We start from the raw sequence: 15,954 nt of genomic DNA, 5'->3' as shown, positions 1-15,954 counted from the left end.
ACCGGAAACGGTCTGGGGTGCTTTTTGTGCAATATAAGAATAGCTGTTTTTGCTTGATGGGGAAGTTAATCGAGTGAATGAAATACAGAGCGGAAGTGAGAGCATTATGGGCAGAAAATTTCGGTTACATCTTCAGTCTGCTACGAATTGGCTAGGACATCGATCGATGCAAAGCCGCCTTGTGGCGGCTTATATCGTCATATTATTAATCCCTAGCATCGGCGTATCGAACTATCTCTTTAATCAGATTAGGGATAGTTATATTAACGATACCTTTAAGCAAAGCCAATACTTGCTTGAAATGGAGAAAGTGAATGTTCTAAATCAGATTGAAGCTATGGAACGGGCTGCCCAGCTCACGCTATCGAAATCTGAAATTTCGGATTATATTTCAAAGGATGAAGAACTTCCTATTGAAGAGCTCCTCGACTTATATCGCGGCGCCCTTACCGACATGATCAACATTCAAATCAATAATCCAAATATTGTCCATCTTCGATTGTTTGCAAACAATGATCATATGTCCGAAGTTTGGCCGATTATTTTCCATGAACGCCGGATTCAAAAAGAGCCGTGGTACGCCAAGCTGAATCAATTGGATGGCAAGGAGATGTGGATATTCAAAGAGCAGGATCTCGACATTTTGCATCGTTACGTGACGGATGTTAACGAGCAAATGCCGAAGGTTTCACTCCTGCGCGTCGTGAATTCCGGAAGCAAGCGTATTGGGATTATCCAAGTCGAAATGCTGCTGAAGCAGTTCTCGCCTAAAGCGTTTGCCAATATTAAGGATGACGGGTCACAGATGATGCTTGCTGATGGCAACGGAACTATTTTTATGGATGACAATCAACCGTTTGTCGGCAGTGATCCAGAGCTTCATCAAGCCATTTTGCAAGAGTTCCGGGAAATGAATGAGCAAGGGGTTAAGGAAAAGCGATTTTCTGTAAATAAGCATCCTTATTTGCTGGTCTCCACGCCTGTGGAACAAGTCAGTGCGCATATTCTTAATGTGGTGTCGTTAAAAAATGTTGATGAACGCGTATCCAGAGCCGAGAGACAAATCATCGCTGCTAATATTATTTTGATCGGTCTATTGTCCTTCATAACGTATTTAATGAACTCCTTTATTCTCAAAAATCTGAGTCGTCTCACAGAGGCAATGAAGAAAGTAAGAAGAGGAGAAATGCCAACGGGGCTTCCTTTGGGCGGAGGCGGAGAAATAGGCGAGCTAGCGCATCATTTTAACAAATTAATTCATACAATTAATGAGCTAATTGCCCAGGGAGTTAAGAAGCAGGCGCTAACGAAAGAGGCGGAGCTGCGCACCCTGCACAGTCAGATCGACTCGCATTTTTTGTACAATACGCTCGAGAATATTAAGATGCTCGCAGAGATGGAAAACCAGCGGACGATATCCGATTCGCTTACCTCGCTTGGCGGGATGATGCGTTATAATTTCAAGTGGTCTGGCGAGTATGTAAGCTTACAGGATGAGCTTCGCCATATTCAGAATTATATTGCCGTCATGAATATTCGGTTCGACGAACCGATTCAGCTGGAACTAAATATTCCACCCAAGCTGCTGGAGATTGAAGTGCTGAAGATGTCCCTGCAGCCAATCGTAGAAAATGCAGTAAAACATGCATGGACAGGTGTGGAAGAGAGCACGAGCAAAATATTAATTGATGTTATTGAGGATGAGGAAGCAGGCATTATCATCAGGCTGAGAGATAACGGTATGGGTATTAAAGCGGCCCGCTTGGAGCGGTTAAATGAAATGATTCACACCGATAATAGTAACGGGATTTCTTCAGAGAAAGAAACTGGAAACGGAAAACAAGCGTTTGGAATCGGCCTGCGCAATGTTCATCAGCGTATTCGGCTTTATTATGGCAAGTCATATGGATTACAGGTATATAGCAGAGAAGGGCAATTCACAGAAGTAGTCATTACCCTTCCTAAGGTACTGTTGATGGGAGGAAGTTCCGGATATGAGAACAATGCTGATCGTAGATGACGAGAAAAATATCCGATTAGGGCTCAAGACGATGATAGAGAGAGAATTTCCCGAATTGTATCACATTCGAATGGCGATTCATGGAGAAGATGCGTTAACACAATATCGCAATGAACGAGCAGATATCGTAATTACAGATATTCGCATGCCGGTGATGGATGGAATTGAACTCATTAAACAGCTAACTCAGGTGTCGGAGCCGGAGCAGAAACCGATCTTCATTATTTTAAGCGGCTATGACGATTTCTCCTATGCAAAGGCTGCGATAGAATACCAGGTTAAAGATTATTTGCTTAAGCCGATTCGGCGGGACGAGCTGTTTGAATCACTCACAAAGAGCGAGCACACGCTGCAAGCACAAGCTGAATTAGCTGAGCGGGTAGCGGTAAGCGATACGTACCGTGAACAGCTGCGGATAAACAGGCTGAAGGAATGGTTCAGGCATAATGACCCTGCTTACGATTTTGCAAATGATCTGGAAGCTAAAATCGGATTTGAGCAGTTTACTAGACCATTTACTGTTGCCGTCCTGAATTATAAATCGGAGAGCGGCGACTCCATGAACAAAGAAGAGTTCAAGCTGCTAGTGGAGAAAATGATGCAGCCGATTAAAGGCGTACTGGATGTCTCGTTTCTAGATAGTGAAGGCAAGCTCGTACTGATCGGCAGCCCAGCATTGCAGTTCGAAGAATTGTTTAGGCAGGCTGGCGGGAAGGAGCTGGACGGACTGCGGATGGGGATAAGCGCCGAGGGGAATGAAATCGAAGATCTGTTTCATTGTTATAAGCAAGCTTCTGAGGCGCTGCAATATTCATTCATTTATTCGAATTGCCGTCTGCTGCATCATGAAGACATTCGAGCTAAGCGGCAGTATTATCCGGTGCCAGAAGAAGAAATTCGCAAGCTTGGCAACATGCTCGGAACCGATCGGGAACGGGAGGTTCAGGAGCTGCTGAAGCAAATTTTCCATACCGAGGATATACCAAATGTAGATATTGGCTACTTAAAGCTGGTAGGCAAAATGATCAATGAGCAGGTTCTGGACGAAGTATTTCGTATTTACGGTGAAGAGTCGATCGAGGTATTGAAGCTGTATCGTAAAGTGGGCAGTATGGATAATTTCCGCAGCTTTCACGACTATTATCGGAGCTTGGAGCTGCTGCTCTCAAGCGTGAACGACTATGTCAGAGGCATTCGCTCAGCATATAGCGAGCATTCAGAGATTAAAGCAGCGGTTAATTATATGGAGGATAACTATTATCGTCCGCTTAATATGGCTGTCGTGAGCAATTATGTTGGCCTTAATTACTCCTATTTCAGTGAAGCGTTCAAGGTTCATACGGGCGAGAATTTTGTATTGTTTCTAAAAAAAATTCGTATTCGCAAAAGCAAAGAACTGCTGCTCGAAGGCAATCAGAAGATGCAGGAAATCGGCAGCGCCGTTGGCTTTGAGAACAGCAAGCAGTTTTCTCGTGTGTTTAAGGAGCTTGAGGGAATATCGCCGCAGGAATATCGAATCAAAGTGAGATCAGATGCTGATCAGAGCAAAGAATCGGTAGAACATAAGGTTTAGAGGGGAGGAGCTGCGGGCTCCTCTTTTTTAATTTTCCTTTGTTAACCTCCGATTACGCTAACTTTCACTTTTCCATTGGCTTTCCATATCTCACTAAAACATGCCAGAGTAATTTTAATTCTTGCAGAACTTCTTTGTAGGTTCCTCTATCGCTCCAATGACTTGGATTTCGTTTCAAGTCCATAGCTGCTGCGCCAATCATATTAACATCAATAAAATCACTTTGCGCAATTCTTTTGGCTAGTGAAGGCATCGAAGGACCTCTGAAATTGATAGGAACCTCATCAACTAAAAGGGTAAAGGCACTATGCCAGTAAAGATCAATTGCATACTTTAAACATAGCTGTTCTAAGATTTGTCCTGTATGGGTGCCCTTAAATGATGGATCGGCAACAAGCGTCCTTACGTCTTCTTTAAGAGAAATGTCACCATGAACCTGAGCTTCGATATAGTGGTCAAGATTTCGATTTGGCTCTTTATTTGATGGATTTTGGAATGGTTTTTCAAGATTGACGAGCATATGGTCGATTAACTTTCGAACCGTCAGATTGCTTTCACCAATGGCAAAATTATTATAGAAGGCATCCCTCATGAGAGCAGCCAAAATAAGGTCAAATTCCTTATACGTCCCCTTTTCCTTAGGGTCTTGGTGAGAATCCAAATAAGTATAAGTGCAACGATGAGAGACCTCAGCGGATAAAAGAAAATAGCATGATCCAAACCGTGGAGCAGGTCCATCGGGATGTAACATGACATTGAGTGCCCCATACTTCGGCCGTTCGCTATTGGTTGAGCCATTTATTTGGTACGCTCCGCCAAACATTTTATTTTCCCAAACGTCTCGTTCACCACCTGGAAATGCTGATACACTTCCATTCGATAGGAAAGTCTCGAACTGGCTTTTATAGATCCCCTGCTCAAGCAGTGCTTCAGCAACGCTTTTCATGTTCGGATCTAATCGATCGGGATGAAAGTGCAGCGCAATACTTGCATGAGATTTTAGTTTAGAGACAGCATCTTCAAATGTCTTCAGCTCGATGCTGGACATTTTAAGGATTTCCCTCATTGTTTGCTCTACCTCATTTTTGCAGCTTCTTGCGTAATTTGTTATATACTCCTGAGCTAATTGCTGAGACCTCGATAATTCCATAGGCAGAAGAGTCCCTTCCCTTTTTTATAGAATCATAATACAGGATGGATAGTAAGGGAAATGCAGATAGCGTTATTAAAAATACTTTATTTTTTTCTGACAATAGAAAGTTATCATGTATAATGATTTACATATGTTGTAAGTATTTAACGTCACCATGTTTAATGATTCTAATAGGAAGACTACATGGCAGAGGTGGGGTAGTAATGGTGTGAGTCACTCCGTTCAAGAAGTTTACGAAAAAAAGACGGCAGGCTTGAAGCAAACGACGGAATCTGATCATGAAGTCGCTGTAAAAGCAGCAATTGTTCAGATGGTAGAACGTATGGAAGATTCGACTCTTTCGACGGGAATGCTGGCAAAGCTTATTTCGTACACTCCTTTTCATTTTGATCGTATCTTTCGCTTCACCACAGGCATTCCGCCTCGGCTGTATTTATCTGCTCTTCGCTTTCAATGGAGTAAAAAGCTACTATTGAAATCTACTTTATCAGTTACAGAGGTAGGTCAAACGGTGGGATACAGCAGTTTTAGCACCTTTTCTTCCAAATTCTCAAGTTTTATCGGGCTTTCGCCGCAGCAGTTTAGACATTTTATAGAGAGCAGGTTGCTTGGGCTCAATGAACTTCGATCCATTCGTTTGCCAGAGGGCATTAAGGCGCTTTCAGCCATAGAGGGGAATGTTAAGGCGTCAGAATCGCTTCATGGCGTGATTTGTATTGGCTTGTTTCCTAGGCCAATTCCTATGGGCAAGCCTATGGGATGCACCATGGTTTTTGAGTCAGGAGCATACGTGATACCGAATGTTCCCGATGGAACGTACTATATCATGTCTATCGCATTTTCATGGGATGCTTCTCTCGATGAGTATCTGCATCCGCAGCACTCTTGGCGTGGCAAGGCAAATGGGAAAATCACTGTAACAGATGGCGTTGCTAAAGGCGAATCCAATGTTACCCTTCGACCTCCAAAGTTTTATGATCCGCCTATATTGATTTCCTTTCCCGTTCTTGTTCAAGCTTTTCTTAATAGGCTGGAGGGATAAAAGAGAGCAAACTAGAAGAAGCAAAATTCACGGTTTATGGCTATTCTTTTTGTAGAGTCTTATCAGACTACTGCACAAAGAGGAGTGAACGTCATGTCACGTGTTATTCATTTTGAAATAGAGACTAGAAATCCCGAGAAAAAAATGTCATTTTACGAAGAGGTTTTTGGTTGGAAGTTCCAAGAGATGATGGAGGGGTACTGGATAATCATTACGGGCGAAGATGGTGAGGAAGGAATTGACGGTGGACTAATGCGCAGCTCTACAGAAGAGGCACTGCGAACCGTTAATTCAATTACCGTGGCGGATCTGGATGAATATTTGGGCAAGGTCGAGCGGGCAGGCGGCAAAGTTACCTCCGCCAAGATGGAAATCCCTGAAATTGGCGATTTTGCTTATTGTGAAGACTCTGAAGGTCTTGCTTTTGGCGTGATTCAGTTTTTCAAAAAAGAATGAACTAGACATTACATTGGGGGAATCGTTGTGAGCAATGTGAAAACGCAAAGCTATGAGAACCATGGGCAATATGCACCTTTGTATCATTTTATACTGGCGCCCATTGCGCTTATCTTATTTATCGCGTCGATTGTTCATATATTTAAAGAGCAATTCAGCTTCTCTTCGCTATTAATTTTTGGTCTTTCTGTATGTGTAGTTCTATTAGGGGCGGTTGTCCGTCAGTTCGCAACGAAGCTGCAGGATCGCAGCATTGTTCACGAGGAGAATTTTCGGCACTTCAGGCTTACAGGCAAACCATTGGATACAAGACTTAGCGTGCAGCAAATCATTGCTCTGCGTTTTGCGGAGGATGATGCTTTTCCTGCATTATGCGTGAAGGCTGTTGAAGCGGGAATGAATTCCGGGACGATCAAGAAATCGATTACGAAGTGGAGAGCGGATCATAACCGCGTTTAAAAGCAGGACGATAACAAGGAAAGAGCAAGGATGGGTTGCAGCCGTCCTTGCTCATTTTCTGTTTATATCTTTGGATATATACCGTTCTCATGTGTCATGCCAATACGCTTTTTTCTACTCATTAGCATTTCAATAAACAGTAGATTTGGTACCCAGCAAATCCAAGCAATAACGAAGAACGATTCATTCGTATCCGTTATTTTCCAAATGCCAGCTGCGAGTGCAGTATACAAGCGGAGTGTAATTGCAGCGCAGGTAAGAGCATAGTTTCTCGCCATCCAGCGTCCATGCTCAGCCTTATTCCGGTGGACGATAATGCTTTTTAACGCGCGATAAAGGGAATACAGCCAAAAAATAGATAAGGTGCCGAAGCCAACCTTTGCGATCAGCCCGCCGTTCGCGTAAAAAGCGAGATACAGGCCAGTGATGCCGCCAATTCCAATCATTGCAGCATAAATATAGCCGATCGTGCGGTGTACTTTTGGCGAGCGATGCCGAAACCGCCTGATGAATTGAAACCAGCCGATTGCAATCGCTATTCCAGCAGAAACGGCATGGCCCGATAGAACGCTGTACCATAGGTCAGGCATGCTTCCTTTTTCTGTGACAAAGCCCTGCTCCTTAATGCCGTCAGGTGATCCGTACAAAAGCAAGGCGTATGCCCCAACCGCTAACGCCAAAAAAGCCAATATTCCAAGTGACCACGAACGACCGGCACTTCCTCGTACACGCATCAGTTTACCTCCGAATTTCATCGTTATTTACTGTTAATGAAAATGTATCATTTAAGCTTATTCCGCCTCAAGCGGCTGGCGACGGAGCTGCGACTACGTCTTAAGTCTAATAGGTCGATCCGCAGATAAAGACCAAATTGCCTCAATTCCGACGGAGATCATGTTAACTTATTAATAGATTTTTAGATTTTTATCTTAAATTTTAATTTGGCGGTAATTGAGTTATTATAGTGTTTGTCAGATTTTATGAAGTTAAAGTATATTAAGATTCTCCATCAACATAAACTGTGTGTTGCGTGTGGTGGTTATGTACCTATCAGGGTGAATTACACAAGAGGAGGGACAGAGCAATGACTATATTAAATTTAACGGACAACACGTACGATAAGTTGGTTTCTGAACAGGATGCCGTCTTGGTGGAATTTTGGGCGGAATGGTGTACGCTCTGTAAACAAATGAAGCCGATTCTAGAGGAAATCGACCAAGCTTATGCAGGAAAAGTAACGGTGGCCATGGTGGATGTAGCGACGGAAACGAAGGTGACAGAGCAAATGGGAGTCATGAGTTTACCAGCTTTGTTTATTTACAAAAAGGGTGAGCTAGTGGGGAAAGTGACAGGATTTGTACCGAAAGAAACGTTAACGGGCGCCATCAATCAACTCATCCCATAGTGGATTTAAATCAAATCAAGTTACTGCTGATCTAAAGTCAGCAGTTTTTTTATGGAAATAGTTGTTGACAATATAGGGTAGGGGGGTATACTATACGAATGTAAATCAAATCAAGGAGGAATACGATATGTCAGGAAATTCAAATGCTATGGCTAATGTGAATCCGCTAAGATGGAAGGCATTGTTCTTGCTATGCTTGGCTCAGTTCATCGTTATCATGGATACATCTATCATCGGGGTTGCTCTTCCAGCTGTTAAAGAAGCACTTGGTTACTCGCAAAACAACCTGCAATGGGTATTTAATGCGTATGTCATTTTCTTTGGGGGATTATTGCTGCTAGGAGGCCGACTTTCCGATCTATTCGGTCAACGCAAGATGTTTATGCTTGGGTTTATAATCTTGTCACTTGCTTCGCTGTTAGCCGGATTAGCTTGGTCCCAGGAGTCGATGAATATTGGCCGCGCCATTCAGGGATTTGGATCTGCGCTAATCGCTCCAGCTGCATTGACCATCATCATGCAACTTTTTGTCGCTAACCCTAAGGAGTTAAACAAAGCTTTCGGCTTCTGGGGAGCATCCGCAGCAGCAGGCGGAACCGCCGGGGTTTTCCTTGGAGGAGTCATCACGGAATGGCTCAGTTGGAATTGGACATTCCTGATCAACATCCCCGTTGGCTTGTTCGCTATTTTGTACAGTCTGTATGTCCTTCCAAAAGGAACAAAAAGCAAAGGCAGCATCGATATCTTAGGATCACTGACGGTCACAGCTGCGTTGGTGCTGGCGGTATATGCGATCGTCACTTCGGAGCATAACGGATGGGGGGCGCAAACATTTGGTCTATTGGCCATTGCTGCTGTACTGTTCATTCTGTTTCTGATCGTGCAAGCGAAGAAAAAAGACCCGCTCGTACCTCTACGGATATTTAGAGCTCCAAATCTACTTGCGAGCAATATCATTTTGGCAACTCTTTCAGGTGCTTGGATTCCGCTTTGGTTTTTCTTGAATCTGTATCTTCAACAGGTTTTGAACTATTCGGCATTCATGGGCGGGGTTGCTCTGGTGCCGATGACGATCCTCATCATGATCTTGATGGTCGCAGTCATGGGAAGGCTTGTCGGCAAGTTCGGCATCAAAGGAAATCTCGTCATTGGCATGCTTATATTAGCAGGATCACTGTTGCTGTTCGCTGGGAATACGCCAGAGGATGGAAACTTCGTTACCAACGTACTATGGGCTTCTCTACTCGGGGCACTTGGCATGTCAATGGCTTATATCCCGGCAACGATTTCCTCCTTGTCAGGGGCAAGGCCGGAAGAGTCCGGTTTGGCGTCGGGCTTATCCAATATGAGCTATCAGATTGGTTCAGCCATTGGATTAGCTGTCATGGTTGCTGTATCTTCTTCCTGGACAAAAGGGGAGCTGGATAAAGGGATCGATCAAATCGCAGCATTAAATACGGGTTTTCACTCCGCATTCGTTGGAGCAGCTATCATTGCTATCGTGGGTGCACTTATCGCGTTGATTTTTATTCGTAAAGGGAAAACGTCAGAGAATTGAATATGAGATAGCATAATAATCAGTCGTGTTATTCACGGCTGATTTGCTGCTTTATCAGAACTTTGCAACGGATAGGGTTAGGGGGTATAATAGGGCATAAGGGGAGGGGATAAGCCATGGAAAATGAATTAACGGTTGCATCCGCTGGACATGAAAATCATCACCACCATCAACATAGCCATCACTCCGAGAAGACCAAGATAAACCTGACCAGTCGCCTGAACCGAATTGAAGGGCAAATTCGAGGGATCAAAGGGTTAATCGAAAAAGATACGTACTGCGATGACGTACTCAATCAGATCGCGTCGGTTCAATCGGCTCTAAACGGCGTCGGAAAATTACTTCTCGAGAACCATATGAAAAGCTGTGTCGTTGAAAAAATTCAATCGGGTGAACATGGAGTCATTGATGAGTTGTTGACGACAATAAATAAACTAATGAAATGATAATCGGAGCAAATGTGCTTGTGTACATTTGCTTTTAAATTTTATTCATCAACTTCGCTTGACAAATATAGGGTACGGGGGTATTCTATACTTATCGTTACCATTAATTACAAAGGTTGTGTTGGAGCTTGACTCTTCGTATATTAGCCTTAGCATCTCCACTCTCATAAGGTGCGGAAGAAGTGGGTTTGCCATTCGAACTTTGGCTGGATGAAGCGTTCACCGGCTTGGAAGTGTCGATTCTAATAAAATCGGATATGCAGGCTGCACCCTTGGAGCAAGTGACCCGTTTGCGAAAGGAAAGTGTGACTAAGCTTGTCGGTTGAATCAACTTCAAGGAAGTCATCAATAATTTATTATTTTGTCGTTAATATACTATAGGGGAGTATTGTATATTAACAAAACAAGTGAGACGGAGGAATTAATAATGAAAAACGTTATGTTAAATGTAGAAGGAATGACTTGTGGCAGTTGTGTTCGTAGGATTGAAGGTGCAGTCGAAACTCTCGGTGCCAAAGCGACTGTTGATCGAGCCGCAGGCCTGGTTGAATTGGTGTATGACGACAGTGAAGTCTCATTGGATGCCATTGTCGAAACGATTGAGAAACAGGGTTACGATGTCGTGAAATAAAAAAGTCACATAGTTAAGATGGTAATACGACAGAAGAATAGGTGATGATCATGAGCAGTTCTAATCAAGCAGTATCTAATCAACAAGCCACACTACAGATCACTGGCATGACTTGCGCAGCATGTGCGAGCCGTATAGAGAAAGGCCTGAATAAGCTGGAAGGCGTTGCACATGCAAACGTGAACTTCGCCATGGAGCAAGCATCCGTCAACTTTGACCCTACTCAAGTGAACATGTCCCAATTGGAGCAGAAAATTCAAGCCCTGGGATACGGTACGGTGAAGGAGTCCATTGACTTCGATATTGTAGGCATGACCTGCGCAGCATGCGCCACGCGCATCGAGAAGGGCCTTAACAAAATGAGCGGCGTAAAAGCGACGGTAAACTTAGCTTTGGAGACGGCGCATGTGGAATTTATTCCATCCATGACAAGTGCTGCAGATATGATCAAGAAAGTTGAACAGATCGGCTATAAAGCTAAACCAAAGAGCGAGCAGACGAATGAAAGCGATCATAAGAAAAAAGAAGTCCGCAGCCTGCAGATCCGGTTGATTGTATCAGCTATTCTCTCTTTGCCGCTTCTCTGGGCAATGGTTGGGCATTTCTCCTTTACGTCATGGATATGGGTGCCTGAGATTTTCATGAATCCATGGTTCCAATTGATATTGGCTACCCCGGTACAATTCATTATTGGCAGCCGTTTCTATGTCGGAGCCTATAAGGCGCTGCGCAATGGCAGTGCGAATATGGATGTATTGGTAGCGCTCGGCACATCTGCCGCCTACTTCTATAGTGTTTACTTAACCATCGAATCAATAAATGCATCCGCACATCATCAGGTTGAGATGTATTATGAGACGAGTGCCGTGCTGATTACGTTAATCTTGCTGGGTAAATTATTTGAAACGCTGGCGAAAGGCCGATCTTCCGAAGCGATTAAAGCATTGATGGGTTTACAAGCCAAGTCGGCTATCGTCATACGGGATGGTCAGGAAGTTAGTATTCCAATAGAAGAGGTAGTAACTGGAGATGTATTCCTAGTTAAACCCGGCGAGAAAGTGCCAGTCGATGGTGTAGTGCTTGAAGGGTTATCGGCAGTTGATGAATCGATGTTAACCGGTGAAAGTATCCCGGTAGATAAGCAGACAGGAGATCAAGTCATTGGAGCAACGCTGAACAAAAATGGCGTGCTTAAAGTTAGAGCGACTAAAGTCGGAAAAGAAACGGCGCTTTCCCAAATCATCAAAGTCGTAGAGGAAGCGCAAGGCTCGAAAGCGCCGATTCAAAGGGTGGCTGACGTGATCTCTGGAATATTCGTCCCGATCGTTGTAGGGATCGCGATCGTCACTTTCTTGATCTGGTACTTCGCTGTTGATGCAGGCAATTTCGCAGAGGCGTTGGAGAAGGCAATTGCCGTTCTGGTTATAGCATGCCCGTGTGCGCTAGGTCTTGCTACGCCAACATCGATCATGGCTGGTTCGGGTCGATCCGCTGAACTCGGTATTTTGTTCAAAGGCGGCGAGCATTTAGAATCCACGCATCGCATTAACACCATTATATTGGATAAAACGGGAACGGTAACGAAAGGCAAGCCGGAATTGACGGATGTACGGATTGAGCAAGGCTATAATCGGGAACAGCTCTTGTCCTGGATTGCTGCAGCGGAGAAGAATTCGGAGCATCCGCTTGCGGAAGCGATCGTGGCTGGCATTCAAGAGCAAGGTATTTCTCTCCCATCGACCGAATCCTTTCAAGCGATACCTGGGTTTGGCATTGAAGCTACAGTTCAAGGGAACGAATTGCTAATAGGAACCCGAAAGTTATTGGCGAAAGCTAACGTGAACGCGGAGTCCGCTTTTGAGGAAATGAGCCGACTGGAGTCGGTTGGAAAAACAGCGATGCTGGTTGCGGTTAACGGGAAGTACGCTGGTATGGTAGCCGTAGCGGACACGATTAAAGAAACTTCGAAGCAGGCAGTTGCCAGATTAAAGCAGCTCGGTTTGGAAGTCGTGATGATGACAGGCGACAATGAACGTACGGCGAAAGCCATTGCGAGCCAAGTTGGAATCGACCATGTGCTGGCGGAAGTGCTGCCCGATGGCAAAGCCAACGAGGTCAAGCGATTGCAAGAAAGCGGTAAGAAGGTCGCAATGGTTGGAGATGGAATTAACGATGCGCCGGCATTGGCAATTGCGGATATCGGGATGGCTATCGGAACGGGAACCGATGTGGCCATGGAGGCTGCGGATGTTACTTTAATGCGCGGTGACTTGAACAGTATTCCGGACGCGATCTCGATGAGTAAGAAAACGATGGTAAACATTAAGCAAAACTTGTTCTGGGCGCTTGCTTATAATGTCATCGGCATCCCGATTGCAGCGCTTGGATTCCTTGCACCATGGCTCGCCGGAGCAGCTATGGCTTTAAGCTCCGTCTCCGTTGTACTGAATGCGCTGCGTCTACAAAGGGCAAAAGTTTAAAGTTATTCAGATCATGGAGGCTAAAATGAAACGAATTTATTTGATCGGATTGCTAGCTGTACTCGTTCTTGTTGCTGCTTGCGGAAAACAAAATAAACAAGAAACAGATAATCATGGTGCTCATGGCGGGAATTCTCAAGTGGCATCACCCGCTGCATCCAGTGCCGGAGAGCACGGAGCTCACGGAGAAGAACATTCTGGTGAGACGAAGAAGCTTGAGACGAATGCTGAATGGAAATGGTCTGAAGAAACGCCGAAATCTGGAGAGAACACCGTAATAACCGTACAAATTCAAGATACGGACGGAAAGGCCATCGAGGCATTTGATATTAATCACGAGAAGAAGCTTCATCTCATCGCAGTCAGCAAAGATTTATCTTACTTTGACCACATCCATCCGGAGTACAAAGGGAATGGGCAATTCGAAATCACGACATCGTTCCCTTCCGGTGGAGATTACAAGTTATTCGCCGACTATATTCCTACCGGCGGATCAGCCACAACGAAGTCCGAATGGATCAAGGTAGAAGGGCTAGCCGCTGAACAAGTTCCGATTAAACCATCGGATGAACATTTCGTGATTGTGGACGGGGTAGAAATCACACTCGAAAACAATCATCCGGAAGCCGGCAAAGAAATGGAGTTGAACTTCAAACTTTCGGATGCGAAGTCCAAAGATCCGATAACGGATTTAGAGCCTTACCTAGGCGCAGTTGGGCACGTTGTGATTCTAAGCGAAGATACAGAGCAGTATTTGCATGTACACCCGATGGAGGAAAAAGCGAAAGGCCCGGAGGCGAAATTCATGACGATTTTCCCGAGTGCTGGTGTATATAAGATTTGGGGGCAATTTCAACGAAACGGTAAAACGTTTATCAGCCCTTTTGTAGTTGAAGTGAAATAAACGAATCTTAAGTCCGCGTAAAATCGCGGGCTTTTTTTTAGTTATTGGACAATGTTCCTGTCATCTGACACAAATAGGCTATGGTATAGTAAGGAAATAGATTGAAAATATAAAATGACTTTACATAGATAGGATAGGTGGGACGGCTTGAAACAACGCATATTGCTCGTAGAAGACGATCGATCGATTAGCGAAATGGTAGAGGCTTATTTGACGTTGGAAGGCTTCCATATCGTACATGCGGCAGATGGTGAAGAAGCACTGCGGTTATTTTCTCAGGAAACGTATGATTTAATATTGCTGGATGTCATGCTGCCTAAGCTGAATGGCATTGATTTTTTGAAGAAGATTAGGGAGCATAGTCTGCTTCCAGTCCTCATTTTATCTGCTAAGGATGGCGATGTGGACAAAGCTTTAGGATTAGGATTCGGAGCGGATGACTATCTGGCCAAACCGTTCTCTATGATCGAACTGCTCGCAAGAGTAAAAGCTGCGATTCGCAGAGCAACGCTATACTCAGGTGTTCGGAATCAGGAAGCCTCGAACGTACTTCGTGTTCATGAACTTACAATCGATACGGATAATATTGATGTAAGTAAACGGGGCAAGTCGATTAAGCTTACTTCAAAGGAATGGCAGATCATAAAGCTTCTAACGATGAACCCAACCAAAGTGTTTACGAAGGAGCAAATTTACAGATCGGTATGGAATGATGATTACTTTGGAGACGAGAACGTTATAAACGTTCATATCAGCCGTTTGAGAGAGAAGATCGAAGACGATCCATCATCGCCGCAATATATAAAGACGTTATGGGGCATTGGATATAAGCTGGGAGAATTTTAATATGGTTTATAGTTTAGTAGGTATCATTGTCATACTCGCCATTTTAAATGTCATTCAGTATCAAATGAAGCGCGCTAGAAGCTCCGACTTACGGTATATTGCAAACCAAATCAGCAGACAGCTAGAGCAGCAATCTTCGGAAACGCTGCTTCTCATGACAGATGATCGCGAATTGAAACTTCTGCTGGTCGAGTTAAACCGCCTCTTCACAGATAATCAAAATAAGCTGGCGCAGTTTACTAAAACGAATCATTCCATGAGGAAAATGCTTGCTAACTTCTCGCATGATCTAAAAACACCGCTAACCGTCGTGCTCGGCTATGCCGAGATGATACAAGGCAGCCGCGAGATGGCATCTGAAGAAAGAGAACGTCTTCTGCGGCTGATTCATGGAAAAACGCTGGAGATCATTAAGCTAATGAACGGTTTTTTCGATCTAGCTAGATTAGAAGCGRGTGACAACGACATCACGCTATCGCGAATACATATGAACGAGCTATGCAAAAAAAGCATTTTGTCCTTTTACGATTTGGTGCAGGCAAGCGGCTATGAAGCAGATATTCAAATTCCAGAAGAAGCGATCTATGCTTTAGGAAACGAGGAAGCGCTGGAGCGGGTGCTCAGCAATTTATTGTCCAATGCCATTCGTTACGGCAGCGATGGGAAGAGAATTGGGCTTGCTATGAGCGTTGACGATTCGTATGTTAGGATTGACGTTTCGGATTGCGGCAAAGGGATTAGCGCTCGAAATCAAGAGCTTGTTTTTGAAAGGATGTTTACGCTGGAGGAGTCTAGAAACAAGGCTTTCCAGGGAAGTGGATTGGGCTTAACGATTACGAAAAGACTCGTGGAGGAAATGAATGGCGAGATTACATTGCATAGCATCCCGTTTGAGAAAACGACGTTCACGGTTAAGCTCAAACACATGACCTATTAGCAACTTAAGATTTTTGTTAGAAATAAGCAACAAATAAGATAAGG

General features: G+C 44.3%; 16 protein-coding genes. 14 read left to right on the top strand and 2 right to left on the bottom strand.

Features of this window, described 5'->3' with window-relative positions:
- Positions 1-73 precede the first annotated feature (73 nt).
- Both AC1DM9_RS24485 and AC1DM9_RS24480 read left to right on the top strand, forming a co-directional pair.
- Positions 74-2,020, top strand: coding sequence for a sensor histidine kinase (locus tag AC1DM9_RS24485; RefSeq protein WP_477582676.1), 1,947 nt, complete (start codon positions 74-76; stop codon positions 2,018-2,020).
- Positions 1,995-3,593, top strand: a complete 1,599-nt coding sequence (locus AC1DM9_RS24480) for a response regulator transcription factor (protein ID WP_477582674.1) — start codon at positions 1,995-1,997, stop codon at positions 3,591-3,593. The genes AC1DM9_RS24485 and AC1DM9_RS24480 overlap by 26 nt, the downstream gene beginning before the upstream one ends.
- Before the next feature lie 64 nt (positions 3,594-3,657).
- Here AC1DM9_RS24480 and AC1DM9_RS24475 read toward each other — a convergent pair whose 3' ends face one another.
- The gene (locus AC1DM9_RS24475) at positions 3,658-4,743 is read right to left on the bottom strand and encodes a DUF3626 domain-containing protein (protein ID WP_477582672.1); all 1,086 of its coding nucleotides are present in this window, start codon (positions 4,741-4,743) and stop codon (positions 3,658-3,660) included.
- Between the two features lie 211 nt (positions 4,744-4,954).
- Between AC1DM9_RS24475 and AC1DM9_RS24470 the strand changes: the two genes are divergently transcribed.
- The 3 genes from AC1DM9_RS24470 to AC1DM9_RS24460 all read left to right on the top strand — a co-directional run bounded on the left by AC1DM9_RS24470 (position 4,955) and on the right by AC1DM9_RS24460 (position 6,703).
- Complete coding sequence (locus AC1DM9_RS24470) at positions 4,955-5,788, top strand: helix-turn-helix domain-containing protein (RefSeq protein ID WP_477582670.1); 834 nt, start codon at positions 4,955-4,957, stop codon at positions 5,786-5,788.
- Positions 5,789-5,881: 93 nt separating this feature from the next.
- The gene (locus AC1DM9_RS24465) at positions 5,882-6,244 is read left to right on the top strand and encodes a VOC family protein (RefSeq protein WP_339206696.1); all 363 of its coding nucleotides are present in this window, start codon (positions 5,882-5,884) and stop codon (positions 6,242-6,244) included.
- Between the two features lie 27 nt (positions 6,245-6,271).
- Positions 6,272-6,703 (top strand): DUF6526 family protein, encoded by a 432-nt coding sequence (locus AC1DM9_RS24460; protein ID WP_477582668.1) that lies wholly within the window; start codon positions 6,272-6,274, stop codon positions 6,701-6,703.
- Positions 6,704-6,765: 62 nt separating this feature from the next.
- On the opposite strand, the gene AC1DM9_RS24455 is transcribed toward AC1DM9_RS24460, so the two are convergent.
- Positions 6,766-7,437 (bottom strand): DUF2306 domain-containing protein, encoded by a 672-nt coding sequence (locus AC1DM9_RS24455; protein WP_477582666.1) that lies wholly within the window; start codon positions 7,435-7,437, stop codon positions 6,766-6,768.
- A 287-nt stretch (positions 7,438-7,724) separates the two neighbouring features.
- Here AC1DM9_RS24455 and AC1DM9_RS24450 point away from each other — a divergent pair, with 287 nt between their 5' ends.
- From AC1DM9_RS24450 to AC1DM9_RS24410, 9 genes are all read left to right on the top strand, one after another.
- Positions 7,725-8,108, top strand: coding sequence for a thioredoxin family protein (locus AC1DM9_RS24450; RefSeq protein WP_477582664.1), 384 nt, complete (start codon positions 7,725-7,727; stop codon positions 8,106-8,108).
- Positions 8,109-8,235: 127 nt separating this feature from the next.
- Entirely contained in the window at positions 8,236-9,666 is a 1,431-nt protein-coding gene (locus tag AC1DM9_RS24445) for an MFS transporter (RefSeq protein WP_477549088.1), read from the top strand.
- 116 nt (positions 9,667-9,782) lie between these two features.
- Entirely contained in the window at positions 9,783-10,112 is a 330-nt protein-coding gene (locus AC1DM9_RS24440; protein WP_076268759.1) for a metal-sensitive transcriptional regulator, read from the top strand.
- Between the two features lie 188 nt (positions 10,113-10,300).
- The gene (locus tag AC1DM9_RS24435; protein WP_477549089.1) at positions 10,301-10,438 is read left to right on the top strand and encodes a hypothetical protein; all 138 of its coding nucleotides are present in this window, start codon (positions 10,301-10,303) and stop codon (positions 10,436-10,438) included.
- 101 nt (positions 10,439-10,539) lie between these two features.
- Entirely contained in the window at positions 10,540-10,743 is a 204-nt protein-coding gene (locus AC1DM9_RS24430) for a cation transporter (RefSeq protein ID WP_441878690.1), read from the top strand.
- Between the two features lie 50 nt (positions 10,744-10,793).
- On the top strand, positions 10,794-13,223 hold the full coding sequence (locus AC1DM9_RS24425) for a heavy metal translocating P-type ATPase (protein ID WP_477582662.1): 2,430 nt from the start codon (positions 10,794-10,796) through the stop codon (positions 13,221-13,223).
- Between the two features lie 25 nt (positions 13,224-13,248).
- The gene (locus AC1DM9_RS24420; RefSeq protein WP_477510836.1) at positions 13,249-14,127 is read left to right on the top strand and encodes a hypothetical protein; all 879 of its coding nucleotides are present in this window, start codon (positions 13,249-13,251) and stop codon (positions 14,125-14,127) included.
- Positions 14,128-14,274: 147 nt separating this feature from the next.
- Positions 14,275-14,973, top strand: a complete 699-nt coding sequence (locus tag AC1DM9_RS24415) for a response regulator transcription factor (RefSeq protein ID WP_441878684.1) — start codon at positions 14,275-14,277, stop codon at positions 14,971-14,973.
- Between the two features lies 1 nt (position 14,974).
- Positions 14,975-15,910, top strand: coding sequence for a sensor histidine kinase (locus tag AC1DM9_RS24410; protein WP_477582660.1), 936 nt, complete (start codon positions 14,975-14,977; stop codon positions 15,908-15,910).
- Positions 15,911-15,954: the final 44 nt, after the last annotated feature.

It is taken from the genome of Paenibacillus sp. 01T431, from assembly GCF_056398625.1.
Note: the sequence above shows the minus strand (reverse complement) of the source record. Positions and strands in the feature narration are given on the sequence as shown.

Bases quoted from the DNA above. Each gene is read 5' to 3' on its own strand.
- AC1DM9_RS24480 (WP_477582674.1), top strand. From the start codon at position 1,995: ATGAGAACAATGCTGATCGTAGATGACGAGAAAAATATCCGATTAGGG.
- AC1DM9_RS24475 (WP_477582672.1), bottom strand. From the start codon at position 4,743: ATGGAATTATCGAGGTCTCAGCAATTAGCTCAGGAGTATATAACAAAT.
- AC1DM9_RS24465 (WP_339206696.1), top strand. From the start codon at position 5,882: ATGTCACGTGTTATTCATTTTGAAATAGAGACTAGAAATCCCGAGAAA.
- AC1DM9_RS24455 (WP_477582666.1), bottom strand. From the start codon at position 7,437: ATGCGTGTACGAGGAAGTGCCGGTCGTTCGTGGTCACTTGGAATATTG.
- AC1DM9_RS24445 (WP_477549088.1), top strand. From the start codon at position 8,236: ATGTCAGGAAATTCAAATGCTATGGCTAATGTGAATCCGCTAAGATGG.
- AC1DM9_RS24440 (WP_076268759.1), top strand. From the start codon at position 9,783: ATGGAAAATGAATTAACGGTTGCATCCGCTGGACATGAAAATCATCAC.
- AC1DM9_RS24430 (WP_441878690.1), top strand. From the start codon at position 10,540: ATGAAAAACGTTATGTTAAATGTAGAAGGAATGACTTGTGGCAGTTGT.
- AC1DM9_RS24425 (WP_477582662.1), top strand. From the start codon at position 10,794: ATGAGCAGTTCTAATCAAGCAGTATCTAATCAACAAGCCACACTACAG.
- AC1DM9_RS24420 (WP_477510836.1), top strand. From the start codon at position 13,249: ATGAAACGAATTTATTTGATCGGATTGCTAGCTGTACTCGTTCTTGTT.